Consider the following 18,601-nt stretch of genomic DNA (forward strand, 5'->3'; position numbering starts at 1 on the left):
ATGTCGTAATTATACAACAGAATAGCGTGGTATAATGGGCAATGCTGATTTGAGGCAACTTCAACTTTTCATCAAGATGTTGAAGTTAAATGGAATTTTTTAAATTTATAGATTTATTAATGTTGGAAATTAGCGACATTTGCGTGTCGCAAAATAAAGACAACATTTATTCGAGGAACAATTATCTTCGAGTCCTATGAATTTAAATCGTTGTACGTAACGTTTATGGTAGAGACATCATGCATAATAAAAGCCCTGGTGGCATTATTCAAAGTAACCAAAGCAGCTTTTCAACTCTTTATCGTTTAGTCGATATGGTTATCATTACCTTAGTGTATTTCCTTGTTCTGTTATATCAGGGCTTGCCCATAACATCTTCCGAGCTATTGTTACTTTTTGTCAGCATTATCTCTTATATGTTATGTGCTGAAGCCGTAGATTTATATCGCTCGTGGCGCACCGCACCCAATACCATGATGATTAAATGGGCAATGATCGCCTGGGGCGTTTCTTCTCTTGCCACCACCACTTACGCCTTTATTTTCCCTGACAGCATTATAGCGTCAAATTTCGTTATTTTAGCGTGGCTGGTAATGTGCGCACCGACGTTAGTTGGCTGGCGAGTCGCATTTCGCGAAATCTTATTTCGCCATCGTAAAAAAGGTCATAATACCCGCAAAGCGATCGTTATTGGTGCAACGCAATCTGGTTATAGTTTAGCGACGCAAATAATGGAAAATGATCAATTGGGGATCATTTTCAAAGGTATGTACGACGACCGTGCACCTGCCCGTATACCCCATGAAATTCAGCATCAAGTGATGGGAAATGTTCAAGACGCCATCACCCTAGCCAAAGAAAGTCAAATCGATTACATCTACATTGCTATGCCCATGAGCGCTGAAAAACGCATCATGCAGATATTGAACATGTGCAGTGATACCACAGCAACGGTTTATATTATTCCTAACTTCTTTATGTACAACCTGCTGAATGCTCGTTGGCAGAGTGTTGGCTCTATTCAAACCTTGAGTGTGTTTGATACCCCCTTTCAAGGCGCTGGTGACGTGACAAAACGTCTCGAGGATATAGTGGTTTCATCGCTTATATTAACCATGATAGCCATACCCATGCTGTTTATAGCGCTTGCGGTAAAATTGACATCCAAGGGACCGGTTATTTTCAAACAGAACCGCTATGGATTGGATGGCAAGAAAATAAAAGTCTATAAGTTTCGCTCCATGACGGTGCAAGATAACGGCGATAATGTTCAACAGGCGACCAAAAATGATGTACGTATTACGCCTTTAGGTGCCTTTTTACGCAAAACGTCGTTAGATGAATTACCCCAATTTATTAATGTGCTGCAAGGCCGTATGTCAGTGGTTGGTCCCCGCCCTCACGCAGTAGCACACAACGAAGAATATCGTAAGTTGATTGAAGGCTATATGTTACGCCATAAAGTTCGCCCAGGTATTACCGGTTGGGCACAAATTAACGGCTTTCGCGGTGAAACTGAAACCATCAATAAAATGATTAAGCGTGTTGAATATGATTTAGATTATATTCATCGCTGGTCGGTATGGATGGACATTCGCATTATATTAGCCACTGTGACTCGCGGTTTTATCAATAAGAATGCTTATTAACTCTGGTTAATTCTTTACCAATGAAACGCCGAGCTAGTCGCTCGGCGTTTTTGTATGCGCTTCAATAATTTACGCTATGGTTACTCATTTTCACTCGGCTTATAAATTTTAAACTCTCCACCAGCATGCAAAAGACCAAACATATGCAATAAACCATCGTAGTAACGATACATGCCTGTTGGCGCATCCTGCTGCCACAAGTAATTTAACATTTCGGTGGAAAACGGGTTTTCACTAATAGATGCGCCCACGCCGTTCATTGCGGTGCGTCCGTGGCTGCGATAATCAATACCTGGCTCTCTCGTACCATCGACTTCGTAAACCGCAATGAAGTCTCCGTATTGCTGTACTTCACTTTCGAAGAAACTGACTTGGCGCTCAACCAATGCTTTTAACTCTGATGATTGACTGACCCAATGGTAATCCATGGCCATATTGCCCATTACACGAAATGAGTCATAAGCACTTTTATGACTATCAGGATTGAAGCTTGTGGGCTGCGGTAAGCCGTCATGGCTTGCATAATCACTGAACAAACCCGTTTGTAGATGGGCCGCTTTTAGTAAGTACTGGCGACTGATTTCAGCGGTTTCATGCCAATAATCGTTGTTTTCATCTGCCCACAAAGCCCACATTTCATAGAATGCGGGTAAGTGATATGACGGATCAGAGAAACTTTCCACGTTGGTGGTGGTAACAAACTCCACTTGTTGATAAACAGGATGCATCATTAGCCGCGTGCTGCTGTTATCAGATTTAGTAAAAATCATGTCATGGAGTATGTCATTCGCTTCTTGCTGGTAATCAAATATACCTTCGCGACTTCCCCAGCGATTATTCGCAAGGAATAGCGCCATCGCAAAATATTCTTCGCCATCAGGTGCAGGGTTAGTATCGATAGCGATGTAAGGCGCATTTGCGCTCAACCGCCACGCGAAAAAGTCTTTGCTGCTACCGGTCTTGTTTTGCATTTTCGCTTTAGTGAAGCGCCACAATTTGTCGAAGGTATCTTGATCGTTCATCATTACAGAAATCATCATGCCGTATGACATGCCTTCTGAGCGAATATCATCAGAATCAATGGCTTTAATAAATGCCATATCATCACCGACACCAAACAACACACTAGTGTCAGATAATTCAGGTACAGGCTGACTTGGCATGTCCCCAGCGATGAAAAAATTGTCGACTTGTATATCTTGCGACACGTCAGCCGCTTTGCCATTAGCAACAAATTGCACTCCAATACCGCGCAACTGACTAAAGTCGAAAGCATCACTGATGTAGCCAAAGTCGCTATTAGCGCCCACGTGACTAAATCTTAGGGTGACAAATTCATCCGCCGTGAACCCCGCCACCATGGTGTACCCCAAATAAGCAGGTTGATAATTGGCGTCTTCTAAAAAGAGTTGTAGCGCCATATTGCCATCTTGCACATAAGCAGATGGTAGTTTGATATCAAAACTGATATCTCGGCCTTCGTTTATATCTAACGCTGGGAATTGCTGGTACTTGACTGTAAATGCATCGTTTTCGGTAAGCCAATTTGGTTTGATTGCCAAAACATTATTATTTGCGCTATCAATTTCGTCTGCACTAATATTACGCACCGACAGACTAGGCGCAATAACACTCCCGTTATCGACTGACACGTTCCATTGGCCTAGCCCTTCATCAAACGAATCCTCGAAGCCTGGACTGGTATCACTGCCGTCTAAACTTGGGGGTTGGTAAATACTTACTTGTGAAACGCCTATTTCTCCACCGACTTCAGTACTTTTGCCATTACTTAAAAACTGAAAGCCAAGTTTCGCTACATGACTAAAATCAAATCCTTGTGAAAGATAACCAAAGTTTGTATCAGGCCCCACGCCATTAACCGAGATGGCGTTTGTCGCAGATTGCGTTAATGCACGATAAGCGAAAAAACCTATCCCACCAGATGTGCCTTGAATAAATAGTTGAACCGCCATCATGCCATCATCGGCATATGCCTGAGCAATCCCCATCTCATACTCTACGTTTACCCCTTCGGTAGTATCTATCGGGGTAAAATTATTCGACACAACGGCCAATGTATCGCCGTTGCTTTGCCACGAAGGAGTGATAATCAGGGCACCTTCTCTTTGCGATAATTTAGCATCAACTTGTGTGCCGTTGTCAGCATACCATTGCCAATTTTCAGTGTTTTCTGCAAAACCAGCATTATAAACTCGCTCACCTCGGCTAACTTCTGGTGGCTCTTGATCTGGCATCAACTCAAACAATTGCTGATAAGTGGCATTAATTTTGGCCGTGACCTGTTCTTGTGTCGCTAAGCCTCGCTCGACAAAATAATTATTGTACTGTCCAGTATGGTAAGCAGAGCCTGACGAGAAATCATCACTGATCCTATTCCCCATTTGCTGATAATCTATCTGCCAGTTAAAGTCATTCTCATTGAATCTGACTCTTCGGTTCTGAATGAGAACGAAGGGAGTTCCAAGCTCCAATGAACTATTGGCCGCAATATCGTCAGCGTGCAGCGACCCCGTCACAATATTCGAATTGGGATTAGACGACGTAACATCAATAACTACGTCTTGTACTGGGCCAGCGTCGTTTTTAAGCATCACTAGAAACTCATAGCGATAATCACTGCGCCCTACCCGACTTTTACTTTTTAATGTTAACCCTTCAACACTGACTTCGCCGTATGACAAGGTACTAATTGACGAGCACAAGACTGTCCCCAGAGCGAGAAGAATGCCTTTGCTGACGACACTTGGCTTCATAGAAGGAGTTACGCTGGTGTATTCATTCAAAGGAGTGGTTTTCATGGGGCTTCTCCTTTACCGATCATAAGCGCGTGTTGATTGCGACTATTCTTGCTCGCCTGACGGGATCTTCTTGACGTTACAAAAACGAGGCCAAATATACAGACACTTATCAAATACAATGCCACCCCACTTGGCGCGTTAACGGCTTGTACTTTATTAAGTTGGAATTGACCTGCACTTGTCACAGCAAATGTATTGGCATCATACGTTTCAAAGCGCTGTATCGTTCCCAGTGCATCTAATGCCCCTAGCCAATCAAACATAACTGACATGCCGCTTAAAGTTTCACCCGCAAGTAAAGGAGAGGCAAGTGCAAGGCCATCAACGAAACCGTCTTCCTGAAAGCCAAATATGTCTTGTGCCGGCGCAACAAACATATCCCAATCGATGGGACTGCTTAACAGCGCTAGGTTGTCGAATAACCCATATTCGAAATATACGATAAGTCCATCAATGCTACTTTGACCATCGTTGTAAAATTGATAGTTCGCTTGATATTGTTGATCGTTTAATTTAGTTACATCAGTGCGAACCAGCAGCGCTTTGGCATCTAAGCTGCTAAATAGAAGGGTGGTTGTAAGAGCCAAGAACAGTATTATTTTCATCTAATTCCTCTTTTATATCTTCTCGTGTGTAAGTTATGTCGTGATGCGTTTCAATTTTGTACAAGGTGCAGTCGATAGTATTTGCATCAATGCTACTGATAGAAACATGCCGCCCACCTTATAGTCACAAAGACTACTCCGACCAAGACAGGAAATTAACACAAAATTTACATTTGGGGTTTTTCATAAAAGTAAAATAAGACTGCATAAAAAATGAGCGCCTTAATATCTGTGACTTTTAAGCATAAAAAGCCGAGACACATCGAAGATGTGCTCGGCAAAAGGTGTTACACAATGAAATCTTTTTACGGGTAACTATTAGGCCGCCTCGATCTCATCGTTCGCACTTTCATCTGGGGGAGCGGAGTAAGTAATCAAATGCGCCGAGTGTCGTTTGGATCCATCGCCCGTCGCAATAATAATTTGTTTGTAGAGGGGAGTAGTGACATCAACGGCAGCAAAAACACCTTCAATAGTGGTTTTTCCTCGCTGACCCACTTCAATCTCACTGCGTGCGGTCAATTCGATATCGCCTTTGAGCTACTCCATGTCTGCCACTAGAGCGATTTGCATAAATATTCCCATCAACACGACTTGTTTATTACCTTGGCTCACTCGGTTTTGATAGGTCAACCCTGTTACACGTTTACCATCACTAATAACTTAAGTGGTCATAGCAAATAGATAATATGAATGACTGTAAATTGCTTAAATTAATTAAAATCGATTATCCCCACAGTCAGCTTTATAAATAAGTGTGAACGCTAGATAGAAAAAAACCGCTTAGCAAGATGCATAAGCGGTAAAAATATCTCTGCTAACGCGCCGGAGCACACTAGAATTATTGATTTTATTATACTGAGTGAACTTGAGAAATGTTATCGATTAACCTCTCGTAAAAAGCGCTTAACGAGAAAGCGAAACGGTGAGCTTTTCAGCGCTGACTTTTTCGGTTTCAACAAACTTAGACCATTGCTGAGCCATACCTTTACTGCTTTTAAACGCTTCGGCTTTGGCAAGCTCATTTAGTGCTTCGTTATATTGGCCTACATTGAAAAAGGCCATGCCTTTAACCAAATGAACGGTACCTTCGTTACGCAAACCACCCTTGCTAAGTGCAGCTTCAGATGCAGCAATCGCTTGTTGCCATTTTTCCATGTTCAAGAAAATTTGCCCTAACTGAGCATCTAACTCACCGTCGTCAGACAAGTCCGCTGCGGCTTTCATCACGGGAACCGCTTCATCGTTTTCTTTGGCCAACACCCAACATTGAGATAAAAACTTGAGGTTTTTAAGGTTTTTCTCTAGCGCACCACTGTCAAAGCCTTTCTCAATCAATCGTGCTCCTTTAAAGGGCATTTGATGGTAATAGTACAACTGCGCTAGATTGAACATATCAGAACCGCTTTGAATATAACCTTGTTGATAGGCCGTTTCTAAAATAGCAAGCTGCTGTTTTTCTTCCCCTAACTCACCATACATGCCACCAAGTTGCAGCCAATACTTTGGCTCATCAAAATGCTTAACTAGCTTCAATAATATGTCTTTGACTTTTTCTGGCTGTTTTAACTCGTAATAAACAGCGCGCTGCAATACATACCAATTTTCATCGGGAATATCGTTTTTTGCTTCTTCTAATGCAACGGCTTTGTCAATGTAGCTAGCCGCTTTAGCATAAGACTTCTGTTGATACATCGCCTGAGCTTTGAGTACGTAATTTTTGGCAGGTATTTCAATATTTGGATTGACCGCTGCATTTAATGTTTCCCAGCGCTCTAAAAATGCCACGGTTTTATCATAATTACCCCGCATCATGTGCAGTTGCGCCAAGCTAAACAAGGTACTTAGCTCGAATGATTCTGGGATCGGCTGCTGCTCAACCACCTGCTCAAATGCAGCAATAGCCTCGTCAAAACGCTCCACGTTGTAATAAACAAAACCATAAAAGTTGTACATCATCGCTAGCTCATAACTGTTCATAGAGCTTGCTTTGCTTTTCACGTTATCTAACGCTTCTATGGCCTCAGCGGTTTTGCCCTCGTCAGCCAAGCCCTGAGAGCGTGACAATTGGTCGTAAACCTTGACTCTAAGTGCCGGGGTTCTGCGGGTTTCACGCTTACTCGCTTCTTGTGCTTGTGCCCCTTTAACAGCGAAGGGGGATAGGTTGACACCAAGGCCAACTAGCGCACATAACACCAACCCTAAAGCCTTGCATGATAGGTTATTGTTTCTGATATTTATGACGTTCATCATGCCCCCAATTAACCATCAATCTGGAAAGTAATGCGGTTTTGTACTCCGGCTACTTCAGCCGCTTCACCGTTTACTACCCGTGGTTTGTATTTAAATTTAAGTGCCGCATCGATAGCAGCCTGATTAAATAAATCAGCAGGTTGCGCCTCAACAACGAACGGGTCTTTTACGGAGCCTAGCTTGGACACCGTAAACTCAACAATCACAAAGCCTTCTATCCCCCGTGATAATGCACGACGAGGGTAAACTGGTGCGACCTTCACAATGGGTAAATATTCACCGTCTCCTGACTCAAGCGCTAAACCACCGTCGAGGGATAATCCTTCGTTAACGTCGGCACCGAAGTCCATAGCGTTACCTTGTGCATTAGGTGTTGGCGAGTCCATTTGCGGCTGTTCCATTGCGGGTGGTGGCTGCTCAGGTTTAGGCGGCTTCTTAGGTTTACGATCTTTTTTCTGGGCGGATTCTTCTTTTTTCACCCTGACAAAATCGAGCACACTGCCCTTTGCCGGCTCTGTTAACGCACTGCCACCACTTTTAATCAGTGATTGCATAACGAAGAACAAGCTCAAAGTCACAACGGCCGACAGAACGATTGCTAGCAAATATCTAAGCATGATCTAGGGCTCTTGAGCGGCTATAGAGACATCAGTAATACCCGCGGCACGCGACGCGTCCATCACCTTAATCAAGGTTTCTGTGGTCGACTTTCTATCCGCTTGAATCACCACAGTACCTTGTGGGTTTTCAGCATGAAGGCGCTCAATATTGGCTTGCACGGCGCGTACGTCGATACGGCGTTTGTTGATCCAAATTTCACCTTTATCACTGATTGCTACCAAAATATTAGCGCGATCTTTTTTTACGGCAGTAGCAGCCTCTGGGCGGTTTACATCGATACCCGACTCTTTTACAAAAGACGCGGTGACAATGAAGAAAATCAACATGATAAATACCACGTCAAGCATAGGCGTCATATCAATTGCCGCTTCTTCTTCGTCCATCAAATTTTGAAAATGTTGTTTCATATCAGTCTCTTTTTAGGCGCAGTAGGCTGGCTACTGGCGCTCTATTGTCAATGCGTCTTCAAGATGCGTGCGTTCTGATTTAGTCGTACGGGCTAACCATGTTGAGGCAAAAACCCCAGATAGCGCGCCGACCATACCGGCCATAGTAGGAATGGTTGCTTTTGACACACCCGATGCCATAGAGCGTGCACTACCGGACCCCGAAATAGCCATTACATCGAACACTTCGATCATGCCGGTTACCGTTCCCATTAAGCCCAACAACGGGCATAGCGCGACTAACGCTTGAATGATGGGAATGCCAGATCCTAGGCGCAGACTGACCCGGGAAATCATGGCTTGGCGAATTTGCTCAGCATTCCATGAACGGCGATCTTTACGGGCCTTCCAGGCAGCGATGGTTTCTTTTTTATATGCCTTGTGCCAAATGAACACGTATAACGTTCTTTCTAGAATGAGCAACCACATAACGAATATCAGGAACCCAATGACCAATAAAACTTGGCCACCGGTTTCAGTAAAATCTCGTATCGCTTCGAAAAATTCCAACATAGCTAATTACCTTAAGCGCTTGGCGTTGAACTTGTTTCCATACGCTCAGCACGCTCTGCAATCACACCTGACGCCTGCTCTTGTAAGATAAAAACCACATCTTTTGAGCGCGTGTTAAGCATGGCGTATAACAGGGTCATAGGAATAGCGACGACTAAGCCAAGTACTGTCGTTACCAACGCAGTAGAGATACCGCCCGCCATCAACTTAGGGTCACCGGTGCCGAACAAGGTAATAGCTTGGAAGGTATTGATCATGCCGGTAACTGTGCCCAGTAAACCCATAAGCGGAGCAACAACTGAAATGATTTTGATCATCGTTAGGTTACGCGACAACTTAGGTATTTCACCCAAAATTGCTTCCGTTAAATGCAGCTCTAGTGACTCTGTATCTGCTCGAGGATATTTGTCGCGTACTTGCATCACACGGCCAAGAGGATTGTTATCGGTAAACTTGTCAGACTTAAGCTGCTTATTTACTTTGGCTTTGATCAAGGTCAGTGTGATTAAACGCTCTAGTGCTAACAATAAACCGAGCGCGCCCACGATAAGTATGATGTAGCCGACTAAACCACCCTGCTCAACACGTTCTTTTAAGCTTGGTGCTTGCACTAATAACTTAAGAATTGAACCGCCTGTGGGGTCTAAACCGAATTCAACCAAATCACCGTTTGATGTTTGTAGCTCCTGGGCACTAGCGGTATAACGACCCGCTGGCTGGCGAATTAACTCACCTAGGGAATTTGTTGCGCCTTCATAGTCTAAGTATTTACCATCAGCAATAAGCGCGAACGTACCAACACGCACTACTTCCTTGCTCACTTTCGCGCCACCGGCTTCGACCACGTCTGCGTTGAAACGTGTGACCTTACCTGACTCGGTCATTTCACGTTGCATTTCGAACCAAACACGTTCGATTTCATCAATAGACGCCAGCTTTGAGCTTGAACCCATTGATTGTGCCATCTCGTCTAGAAATTCGGCGCGGTTAGGAATTTGCGCTGAAATAACAGAATTGAAGAATTTACTCTTGGTATCGCCAGCCACTTGTTGAAGCACACCGAACAACTCTTTAAGCGAACCCAAACGTTTTGTTAATGCGTCGTTTAAATCGCCTAATTTGAATTCATTTTCTTCAAATTGGGTCTCTAATGTTTCTGAAGTAGTAAGCGCGTTGTCACGCAACTTTCCCGCATCACGCAGCATTTGATCTTGTTCTGCGCGTTGTTGTGCAAAGTCTTTCTCACGTTGAGTATTTTGTTTGCTTTGTTGAAACTGACCTTGCTCAAGTTGCTTTAACAATGCGTCTAAATCTAATGCTGATTCTTTCTTAGGCAGGGGATCAGCGGCCATCGCCGTGTTTGCCATTAACGAAACCATCAACGTAAGTGCTATATTTTTAACTAATTGATTCATCTTCATCGTGCTCTTAATCTGTGATCGCGACAGGCAACATCAGTAAGTCTGGTGCCATTTGTTTTTTGGCCATACGCAGACCTTTTGTCACTTGGGTACGGTAACTAGACGGTAATGTGTCCCACTGTTGGGTTTTAGCATTCCACATACCTTGCATGCCTGCGTCACGCGTTTGGTATATCAACGCGGTACGACCAACACGAAGGAAGTCAACGTTGCATTCTTGTCCATCTATGGTTTGCAAACCTGCGTAAGCTTCAAGTGTGCGCCCGTAGTCCATTTCGACTTGGTAGGCTTCCATCACGCGGCGGAATTTTTCAGATGGGGCAACATCGGCTTTATCCATCATGCGCTTCAAATCAGCAATTCGTATTGCCCGCTCCTGGGCTAAAAAAGGGACGTCTAATGCGATGAATTGCTCTAAGCCGTCTATCATGCGCATCATTAGCGGCGTAATTTGACGCTCGATGACACTGACATCATCAATTGCTGCATTTAAATCCGCCATTTCTTGTACTTGATTGGCTATTTGCTTACGCAACTGGGTGTTGTATACATCTAACCCTTCCGTCTCTTTATTAATCGTCTTGAATTGCTGCAACTTGTTATCAATCTGGTCATTGATCTTATTGATTTTCTGTTGAGACGTAGCAGCTGAGTCATTGATCTCTGTCGCTTTTTCAACGGCTGGCTTAAGGTATGCATCTTCTTGGGCATAACCAGATGCAGATAAAAGCAAACTTACACTGAGTAAGCTAGCTGTTAACTTAGTAGTAGACTTCATGTACTCAAACCCTATTTGAAGGAAATGGCGAAACAGCGTAAACCTTTCGGATTAGCCAGTTTCATTAAGAATTTGCGCAAGGATAGGGGTTACTCGTGGCATTTTTATGACAGCGATATGACGTATAAGTGACAGTAATATTTCACTAATGTGACATCCTTGTGGGGTATAGGCTGCCTGCTTATGTATCAGGCAGGTCAGTCAATCATCGTCCTATTATTTTGCTTAATTCCCAGGGCATTTCCGTCATTCCACTGCGGAATCCCCTCCTTTATGACACTTGTCTTTACTTTTTATTACTCGCAAGGCTAGCAAGTTGTTCAAATGTCTCTAATATTTGCAGCGTAAACGAGGCAAATACTGACAATGTGCTAAAGTGCAAAGCGCGAAATTAGCAAGACATTAATACAAGACTTAGGCACAATATGCCGCCTTATTAGTCTCGTTTTTTGTATGAAATATCCGGGCAAGGTTAATAACCTTAACGTGTGATATTTAAGCATTTGATTCGACTAAAGATTAGCTCTTCGCAATGCGAAAAAATGCGATGATACAATCGTAGAGTTACATACTTACTATAACCACACATTTACTAGCGGTGACACAATGACCAATTTACATAAAGCAGCATTAGCGGTTTGTATTCAAAGTGCACTTTTCAGCCACGCCCTTAATGCCCAGGAAGCCCCTGCAGCAAAAGACAAAGGCTTAGAAAAGATCACAGTTACAGCGCAAAAACGTACGCAAAGTATTCAAGAAGTGCCTATCTCCATTGCGACCTTAAACGGTGAGCGTTTCGAAAGCATTTTCTCTGGTGGTGACGATATTCTCGCCCTTGCCGTACGTGTTCCTGGCTTATACGCCGAATCGTCTAACGGCCGAGTTGCCCCACGTTTTTATATTCGTGGTTTGGGTAACACTGATTTCGATTTAGCCGCCTCACAGCCCGTATCCATAGTGATGGACGATGTTGTAAAAGAAAACGTGATCCTGAAAAGCTTTCCGTTATTCGATGTTGAGCAAGTCGAAGTGATCCGCGGACCACAAGGGACTTTATTCGGTCGTAACACCACAGCGGGTATAGTTAAGTTTGACTCGGTAAAACCCACGGAAGATTTTGACGCTTACGCCAAAATGAGCGTAGGTAATCTAGGTACCGTTAATTTTGAAGGCGCGGTCGGCGGCGGTTTAGCGGAAGATCTTTCTGGTCGTTTTTCGGTGTTATCACAAGACCGTGACGATTGGATCGATAACGGCTTTACCGGTGAAAATGATGCCTTCGGCGGCTTTGACGAAAAAGCTTGGCGTGCTCAACTGCTATACTCGCCAATGGAAGACTTCTCTGCCTTACTTAACGTTCACGGTCGCGAGTTAGACGGTACCGCATCGGTATTTCGCGCTAACGTATTCACCAAAGGCAGCAACGATTTAAATCAAAATTTTGACCGTGACAAAGTTTATTACGATGGCGACATCGACGGAAACGGTGCTGACAACAACCCACAAGAATATGAAAACTACGGTGCATCACTTAAGCTTGAATTTGGCTTAGACAACATGTCATTTACCTCTATCACAGCCTATGAAGAAGCGGAAGGCACAAGCCTTGGTGATATTGATGGTGGCGTTTATACAAATGACTTAACCACACCCGTGCCCGATGGAATTACCTCGACCATTTTTAACGCAGGATTCGAAGACGTCTTAACCTTCCCCGGCACTATCGGCTTCAGTGCGGTGACGCAAGATCGGTTAAACGACTTGGAGCAATTCACCCAGGAAATCCGTTTAGCCAGTGAAACCGATGATGCCCTTAGTTGGCAAACCGGTGCATTTTATTATGATTCATCATTTAACGTGACCAGCATCGATGGCTTCTTTGGCGCAACCACAGTATTCCATGAAAACACCACTTGGGCAGTGTTCGGTCAAACCTCGTATGAAGTGAACGAGCGCTTGAACGTCACCGGCGGCGTGCGTTACACCCATGACAAAAAATCGTTGCGTGTGGGCGAGCAAAACGTCAACGGCTTCGCATTAGTTATCGGTGCAGCCGAAGTTCAAGACTATGACGACATCAATGTAGATGACGGACAAGTTAGTTGGGAGCTAAGCGCTAATTATAAGCTAAATGACGATACTTCAGTATTTGCGCGTTTAGCCAATGGCTTTAGAGCACAATCAATTCAGGGCCGAGACGTTGCCTTCGAAGGGGCTCCTTCAGTAGCCGATGCTGAAACCATTAACTCTATCGAATTTGGATTTAAGTCTGATTTACTTGATAACACTCTACGTTTAAACGCCGCGACGTTTTATTATCAAATCGATGATATGCAGTTATCTGCCATTGGCGGTGGTGCCAATAACGTTGCGTTAGTTAACGCTGATAAGGGCACGGGTTACGGCTTTGAAATTGATGCCCAATACGTTGCCAGTGATTATTTGACGTTCACAGCCGGTTATAGCTACAACAAAACGGAAATTAAAGATAATGCACTTACCCTGTCACCCTGTGGCGGAAACTGTACCGTTCTTGATCCTGTAGTCAATGGCTCCAATGTGTTAATCGATGGCAACCCGTTCCCACAAGCACCTGAAACGATCTTTACCTTCACAGCACGTTATGCAGTACCGGTCGGAAATGACGGCGAGTTCTTCGCGTTCACAGACTGGGCTTACCAAGGCGATACGAACCTATTCTTATATGAGTCAGTTGAGTTTCAAACAGACGGCAATGTAGAAGGCGGTTTGCGCATCGGTTACGAAAACTTCGAACATAACTACACAGTTGCATTGTTCGGCCGTAACATCACAGATGAAGAAAACGTAAAAGGCGCGATCGACTTTAACAACCTAACCGGTATCGTTAACCAACCGCGTATCTTTGGTATCGAAGCGAAAGTAAGCTTCTACTAAATGGTTTTAGCCGTTGTTAGCTATGTATTTCAAAAGATGCATGGGTAACAATCGCAGGCACAACAAATACAAAAAAGGCAGATGATGATCTGCCTTTTTTATGTCCGTTGGTGAATGCCCAATTAGAAACACTCAGGTATCAACAACTAAGGGCAAACGCTTTCGCTGTTTGCCCGTAAGTACTAAATAGCCGTACTCGGCGTTTTCTCTTTACGTATCGCCATCACCATAAATAACAACACAATTACCCCTTGGGTCAACAACCCTTGCCACGTAGCAGATATCCCCAACCAACTCACGGACACGTCCATGGGGAAAGGCGCAATGCCAACCACCGCCGCTTCTTGTAGCGCAGAAATTCCTTTACCCGCCAACACAAAGGCCAGAATAAGCATAAAGTACGAGCTAAGCGCAAAGAATCGTCCAATTGGCAATTTCACCGAGTATTTAAGCATCAACCAAGTAATGAGCGACAGTGCGGCCACAGCAGCCAGTAATCCGTACCACACATAACTCACTTGGCTACCATCACCCACAGCTTGGGTAAGCAGAGACTGGTAGAACAAAATGGTTTCAAAGACTTCACGATAAACCGAGATAAACGCCAGCCCAGTTAAGCCCCATAATGTACCTGTGCTTAAATGGCGCTCTACGTTATTTTGAATATACTCCTGCCACACAGAGGCTTGCGTTTTGCTGTGCATCCAGTAACCCACATAGAATAGTATACCGGCAGCAAGCAGTGCAGCACCGCCTTCCATTAACTCACGGGATGCGCCACTGATATTAATCAAGTTCTCTGCTGCCCACCATGTCAAGCCACCAGCAATTAACGCTGACACCCAACCCAAATGCACGTAACGAATGGCGTCATAGCGCTGGGTTTTCATAAGCACAGTGATCAACGCCAATACAATTAATAGTGCTTCTAAACCCTCGCGTAATAATATAATTAACGAAGCAGAAAACATCGCATTATTAGACAGCACTTGGCCGGTTAAGGTGTTATCAACTTGCTCGAGCTGCCCCAGAATTTGCTGTAATTCTGTCGTTACCTGTTGCTCATTTGACGCAACACTGAGTACATTGCGAAAACTGAGTAACTGACGCTCCACCGACTTACGCAACGCGCTGTCTCTGGCATCTAGGTTATTTTCAATCAGCTCAAAGCCATCTAAATAGGCACTAACGGCTAACGTCTGTGCCTGGGCTAAATTACCTTCTTGGTACGCCTTTACCGCTGCAATTAAATTCGTTTTGGCGGTCGCGATAGGCGAGTCTGATTGGCTAAAAAACACCTCAGGCATCCCGCGCCATTGCTCAACTTGGGTCAGGGTTAAATCTTCATGCTGACCAGCAATTTGCACTGGGTTATTGTTGATCCAGCTTTGCAGCGTCATATTCGGTTGAACGTCATTGACGTGGGTCTTATCAGAAGTTTGAGCAAACGCTAAGCTGCCGGCATAAAACGCCAAAGACCAACGCTGTTGATCGTTAAGCTCGGTAAAAGCACGCATCGCGGTATCGTTCAAACCGGCGCTAATAGCATCATACAAACCCAACAATGAACGATTTAGCGCACGCTCTTTGTCGGTGAAATTGGTTGGTTGCGGGCTAAATGATTTCGCTAGGGGGCCATTGCCCTCTCCCGCCGGGCCATGACAGGCAGCACAATTAGTCGCGAACAGTGTGTCCACTTGTGACTGAGGCAACAGCTGTGCAGGTAATTGAAGTGCAGGCGACATGGCCAATAACTGTTGGCGTATTTGCTGGGTCAAGCCCTGAATTTCATCCATAGACGACTTAGCTAAAATCGCCCGTTGTAATGCCTGGGCATTGGCTATCACTGAAGTTTGGCTTAAATCAAAACTCGCTTCGTTTGCATCTCGCAGCGCTGTGCCCTTTTGCAAAATCAAGCTGGCAAATTGCTGCATTTCTGCAAATTCATCTTCACTTGCTACTTCGCCATTGACCACAGCTTCAGAGTAATCAACACCTATGTACTCAGCCATCTGCAATATTTGACGGCTTTCTTTAACCACATCAATCTTGCCCTGTTGCTGCGCCGAAATAGAGGCAGAAAAAAACGTACTCATCATGAGCAGCAAAGCCAATACCAGTACTTTTGAGCCCGACGGGCTCTGGCGCATAGTGAGTGAAGAAAGTAAGCATTGTAGATAAGGGGGTGAAAATGTCATCAAAAGTATTGCCTTAGAAATATTATATGCCTTTGTTATACGCTAACCAGTCTGTACTAGGCCGAGCAACACACAACAAATGAGAATCATTGCCATTCTACTTTTTCAACCATGCTTAAGCAAACTTATTGGCACACAACATTCGCTTTAGCCATGAACCACAAATAAAGGGTAACAATATGATTTATAATTAAATTATTGACATTCCAGCGTAAGAGATAGCCGATACATAAGATGTTACAGAGTGAGTATTTTTGCTCTTTGCCCAACGAGCACACATCAGCACTGTTGTTATCAGGCTTAAGCGGCCTTGTGCAGCAAGATACTAAATTCAGTTTGCCCGTTTGCAGACTCGACGTTAATCGCCCCCCCTTGGGCTTCGATGATCGCTTTGGCGATGGCCAACCCCAAACCTGCCCCATCACTGTGTCGTTGGCGGGAAGGATCAACTCGATAGAAACGGTCGAACAGATGTGTTAAATGTTCCTGAGGAATTGTTTCTCCAGGATTTTGTACCGAAATACTGATCATATCGCCGTTTTGTTCACTAAGTCTGACGGTGACGGTTTGCCCAGCCACAGTATGGCGGATCGCATTCGATAATAAGTTTGTCAGCGCGTGACGAAGCAAGGTCTGATCTGCACTGACATAAGTCACGTTTCCTGTTAGTTCCAGCCCTATCTGTGACTCTTCTGCTAACGCTTCAAAGAATTCAAACAAGGCATTGATTTCCTCTTTAAGAGACAGACTCTGTTTTTGCGGCTTGATTAAACCATTTTGACTCTTGGCCAGCAGCAACATGTCGCTGATCATTTTATTCAACCGTTCTTGTTCTTCTAAGTTCGAAAATAACAGGTCACGATATTCATCGTTACTGCGTGCTTTAGACAAGCTCACTTGGGTTTGGGTAATAATATTTGTTAAAGGGGTGCGCAATTCGTGGGCAATATCGGCACTAAAATAAGACAAGCGCAGAAATCCCTCTTCTAGGCGGTCAAGCATATGATTGAACGAGTACACCATATCTTCCAGTTCAGAGGGCACTGCATGTTTATCTAGCCGCACATCGAGCTTATTGGTTTGTATATGCCGCATTTTGTCACTTAAACCACGTAAAGGACTCAACCCCTGATACACAGCAAGCCATGCGGCTAATAAAGTGAGTAGGCATGAACCTAACAATATGTACCAGAGGCTATGTCGTAATTCCGTTAGAAAATGTGAATGAAAACTCATGTCTATAGCGCTGATCACGCGATACTCTGCATTCGAAGTTTTAATTAAGGTCACCACACCGCGGAACATATTATCGCCGAGCTGCCATTGCTGAATATCGCTTTGCGTGAATTGAGTCGAAACGGGGGCGTTTTTCGCCACGTCGACGAAATCCAATGCGGAATTACTGAAAAAAGGCCCACTGCCACCAATAGCCACTTGATAATAAACCCCGTGATGCCCTGCCACGGCTAACGATAAATTCTGTTGTTCGTCGGCGACTTGCCCATTGTGCTGCACTAAAGCTTCTTCAATGGAATGCACAATAACGGCGAGTTCTTCCCCATCTTGCTGAACAAAATGGTGTTCAATGGAGCTGATCAATAAATGGCGTACGAGAATAAGGCACACTGAAATGGTTATCGCAACAAACAGCACCACTCTGATGGTGAGTGACATGGGTCTTCGATTAACGATTGTCATCAGATAGCTCTTCGTCCAGTTTGTAGCCCATACCACGAACGGTATGAATTAATTTCGGCTCAAAGTTATCGTCAATTTTTGCCCGTAAGCGCCGTATGGCCACGTCAATCACGTTGGTGTCACTGTCAAAATTCATATCCCACACCTGAGATGCAATCAGCGAACGAGGTAACACTTCTCCTCGTCTGCGCACCAATAATTCAAGTAAACAAAACTCTTTATGACTCAAGGAAATTTTCGTCCCATTGCGCATCACCTTACGCTTAGGCAAATCCAAGTGTAAATCTGCCACATGCAGTTGATCTTGCACTTGAGTAATGTGACCACGCCTGAGTAATGTGCGTACCCGTGCTAACACCTCAGAAAAAGCGAACGGCTTGGTTAAATAATCATCAGCCCCTAATTCAAGGCCTTTTACCCTATCGTCAACACTGTCTCGTGCTGACAAAAAAAGGACGGGTGTATGATTATTCGCCTCACGCATAGACTGTACTATACGCAAGCCACTTACATCGGGCAGCATCACATCTAAAATAATCACGTCAAAGGATTCAGTCATCGCCTGATGGTGCCCATCTAAGCCATTACGCGCCAATGCCACCATAAACCCGGACTCAGTTAAGCCTTGCTTCAGATAATCACCGGTTTTTACTTCATCTTCTACTATCAGTAATCGCATATTCA

At 44.3% G+C, this 18,601-nt stretch carries 14 protein-coding genes; 2 read left to right on the top strand and 12 right to left on the bottom strand.

Annotated elements, in window-relative coordinates; translation table 11 throughout:
* Positions 1 to 239: 239 nt before the first annotated feature.
* Positions 240 to 1,649, top strand: a complete 1,410-nt coding sequence (locus GPLA_RS06515) for an undecaprenyl-phosphate glucose phosphotransferase (protein WP_007104071.1) — start codon at positions 240 to 242, stop codon at positions 1,647 to 1,649.
* Positions 1,650 to 1,729: 80 nt separating this feature from the next.
* Here the strand turns inward: GPLA_RS06515 and GPLA_RS06520 are convergent, their stop codons facing one another.
* The 9 genes from GPLA_RS06520 to GPLA_RS06560 all read right to left on the bottom strand — a co-directional run bounded on the left by GPLA_RS06520 (position 1,730) and on the right by GPLA_RS06560 (position 11,105).
* Entirely contained in the window at positions 1,730 to 4,468 is a 2,739-nt protein-coding gene (locus GPLA_RS06520) for a glycosyl hydrolase family 8 (RefSeq protein ID WP_007104072.1), read from the bottom strand.
* Entirely contained in the window at positions 4,465 to 5,073 is a 609-nt protein-coding gene (locus GPLA_RS06525; RefSeq protein ID WP_007104073.1) for a hypothetical protein, read from the bottom strand. Before GPLA_RS06525 ends, GPLA_RS06520 begins: the two co-directional genes overlap by 4 nt.
* A gap of 318 nt (positions 5,074 to 5,391) precedes the next feature.
* Positions 5,392 to 5,595, bottom strand: a complete 204-nt coding sequence (locus GPLA_RS23935; RefSeq protein WP_007104074.1) for a hypothetical protein — start codon at positions 5,593 to 5,595, stop codon at positions 5,392 to 5,394.
* 384 nt (positions 5,596 to 5,979) lie between these two features.
* Positions 5,980 to 7,323 (bottom strand): tetratricopeptide repeat protein, encoded by a 1,344-nt coding sequence (locus GPLA_RS06535; protein WP_040514058.1) that lies wholly within the window; start codon positions 7,321 to 7,323, stop codon positions 5,980 to 5,982.
* Positions 7,324 to 7,334: 11 nt separating this feature from the next.
* Positions 7,335 to 7,943 (bottom strand): energy transducer TonB, encoded by a 609-nt coding sequence (locus tag GPLA_RS06540; RefSeq protein WP_007104076.1) that lies wholly within the window; start codon positions 7,941 to 7,943, stop codon positions 7,335 to 7,337.
* 3 nt (positions 7,944 to 7,946) lie between these two features.
* On the bottom strand, positions 7,947 to 8,354 hold the full coding sequence (locus GPLA_RS06545; RefSeq protein WP_007104077.1) for an ExbD/TolR family protein: 408 nt from the start codon (positions 8,352 to 8,354) through the stop codon (positions 7,947 to 7,949).
* 30 nt (positions 8,355 to 8,384) lie between these two features.
* Positions 8,385 to 8,906: a MotA/TolQ/ExbB proton channel family protein gene (locus tag GPLA_RS06550; RefSeq protein WP_007104078.1), complete on the bottom strand. Its 522-nt coding sequence runs from the start codon at positions 8,904 to 8,906 to the stop codon at positions 8,385 to 8,387.
* Between the two features lie 11 nt (positions 8,907 to 8,917).
* Positions 8,918 to 10,321: a MotA/TolQ/ExbB proton channel family protein gene (locus tag GPLA_RS06555; protein ID WP_007104079.1), complete on the bottom strand. Its 1,404-nt coding sequence runs from the start codon at positions 10,319 to 10,321 to the stop codon at positions 8,918 to 8,920.
* A 13-nt stretch (positions 10,322 to 10,334) separates the two neighbouring features.
* Complete coding sequence (locus GPLA_RS06560; protein WP_007104080.1) at positions 10,335 to 11,105, bottom strand: DUF3450 domain-containing protein; 771 nt, start codon at positions 11,103 to 11,105, stop codon at positions 10,335 to 10,337.
* A 606-nt stretch (positions 11,106 to 11,711) separates the two neighbouring features.
* On the opposite strand from GPLA_RS06560, the gene GPLA_RS06565 reads away from it, so the two are divergent.
* A complete protein-coding gene (locus tag GPLA_RS06565; RefSeq protein WP_007104081.1) occupies positions 11,712 to 14,021 on the top strand; it encodes a TonB-dependent receptor in 2,310 nt (769 codons plus the stop codon).
* Between the two features lie 182 nt (positions 14,022 to 14,203).
* Here the strand turns inward: GPLA_RS06565 and GPLA_RS06570 are convergent, their stop codons facing one another.
* The 3 genes from GPLA_RS06570 to GPLA_RS06580 all read right to left on the bottom strand — a co-directional run bounded on the left by GPLA_RS06570 (position 14,204) and on the right by GPLA_RS06580 (position 18,596).
* Positions 14,204 to 16,120, bottom strand: coding sequence for a cytochrome c/FTR1 family iron permease (locus GPLA_RS06570; protein ID WP_040514070.1), 1,917 nt, complete (start codon positions 16,118 to 16,120; stop codon positions 14,204 to 14,206).
* 399 nt (positions 16,121 to 16,519) lie between these two features.
* Positions 16,520 to 17,917, bottom strand: coding sequence for a heavy metal sensor histidine kinase (locus tag GPLA_RS06575; RefSeq protein ID WP_040514060.1), 1,398 nt, complete (start codon positions 17,915 to 17,917; stop codon positions 16,520 to 16,522).
* Positions 17,904 to 18,596, bottom strand: coding sequence for a heavy metal response regulator transcription factor (locus GPLA_RS06580; protein WP_007104084.1), 693 nt, complete (start codon positions 18,594 to 18,596; stop codon positions 17,904 to 17,906). The genes GPLA_RS06575 and GPLA_RS06580 overlap by 14 nt, the downstream gene beginning before the upstream one ends.
* Positions 18,597 to 18,601 lie beyond the last annotated feature (5 nt).

The sequence above is a fragment of the Paraglaciecola polaris LMG 21857 genome, assembly GCF_000315055.1.
Taxonomy (GTDB): domain Bacteria; phylum Pseudomonadota; class Gammaproteobacteria; order Enterobacterales; family Alteromonadaceae; genus Paraglaciecola; species Paraglaciecola polaris.

Bases quoted from the DNA above. Each gene is read 5' to 3' on its own strand.
- GPLA_RS06515 (WP_007104071.1), top strand. From the start codon at position 240: ATGCATAATAAAAGCCCTGGTGGCATTATTCAAAGTAACCAAAGCAGC.
- GPLA_RS06520 (WP_007104072.1), bottom strand. From the start codon at position 4,468: ATGAAAACCACTCCTTTGAATGAATACACCAGCGTAACTCCTTCTATG.
- GPLA_RS06525 (WP_007104073.1), bottom strand. From the start codon at position 5,073: ATGAAAATAATACTGTTCTTGGCTCTTACAACCACCCTTCTATTTAGC.
- GPLA_RS06535 (WP_040514058.1), bottom strand. From the start codon at position 7,323: ATGAACGTCATAAATATCAGAAACAATAACCTATCATGCAAGGCTTTA.
- GPLA_RS06540 (WP_007104076.1), bottom strand. From the start codon at position 7,943: ATGCTTAGATATTTGCTAGCAATCGTTCTGTCGGCCGTTGTGACTTTG.
- GPLA_RS06545 (WP_007104077.1), bottom strand. From the start codon at position 8,354: ATGAAACAACATTTTCAAAATTTGATGGACGAAGAAGAAGCGGCAATT.
- GPLA_RS06550 (WP_007104078.1), bottom strand. From the start codon at position 8,906: ATGTTGGAATTTTTCGAAGCGATACGAGATTTTACTGAAACCGGTGGC.
- GPLA_RS06555 (WP_007104079.1), bottom strand. From the start codon at position 10,321: ATGAATCAATTAGTTAAAAATATAGCACTTACGTTGATGGTTTCGTTA.
- GPLA_RS06560 (WP_007104080.1), bottom strand. From the start codon at position 11,105: ATGAAGTCTACTACTAAGTTAACAGCTAGCTTACTCAGTGTAAGTTTG.
- GPLA_RS06565 (WP_007104081.1), top strand. From the start codon at position 11,712: ATGACCAATTTACATAAAGCAGCATTAGCGGTTTGTATTCAAAGTGCA.
- GPLA_RS06570 (WP_040514070.1), bottom strand. From the start codon at position 16,120: ATGATGAGTACGTTTTTTTCTGCCTCTATTTCGGCGCAGCAACAGGGC.
- GPLA_RS06575 (WP_040514060.1), bottom strand. From the start codon at position 17,917: ATGACAATCGTTAATCGAAGACCCATGTCACTCACCATCAGAGTGGTG.
- GPLA_RS06580 (WP_007104084.1), bottom strand. From the start codon at position 18,596: ATGCGATTACTGATAGTAGAAGATGAAGTAAAAACCGGTGATTATCTG.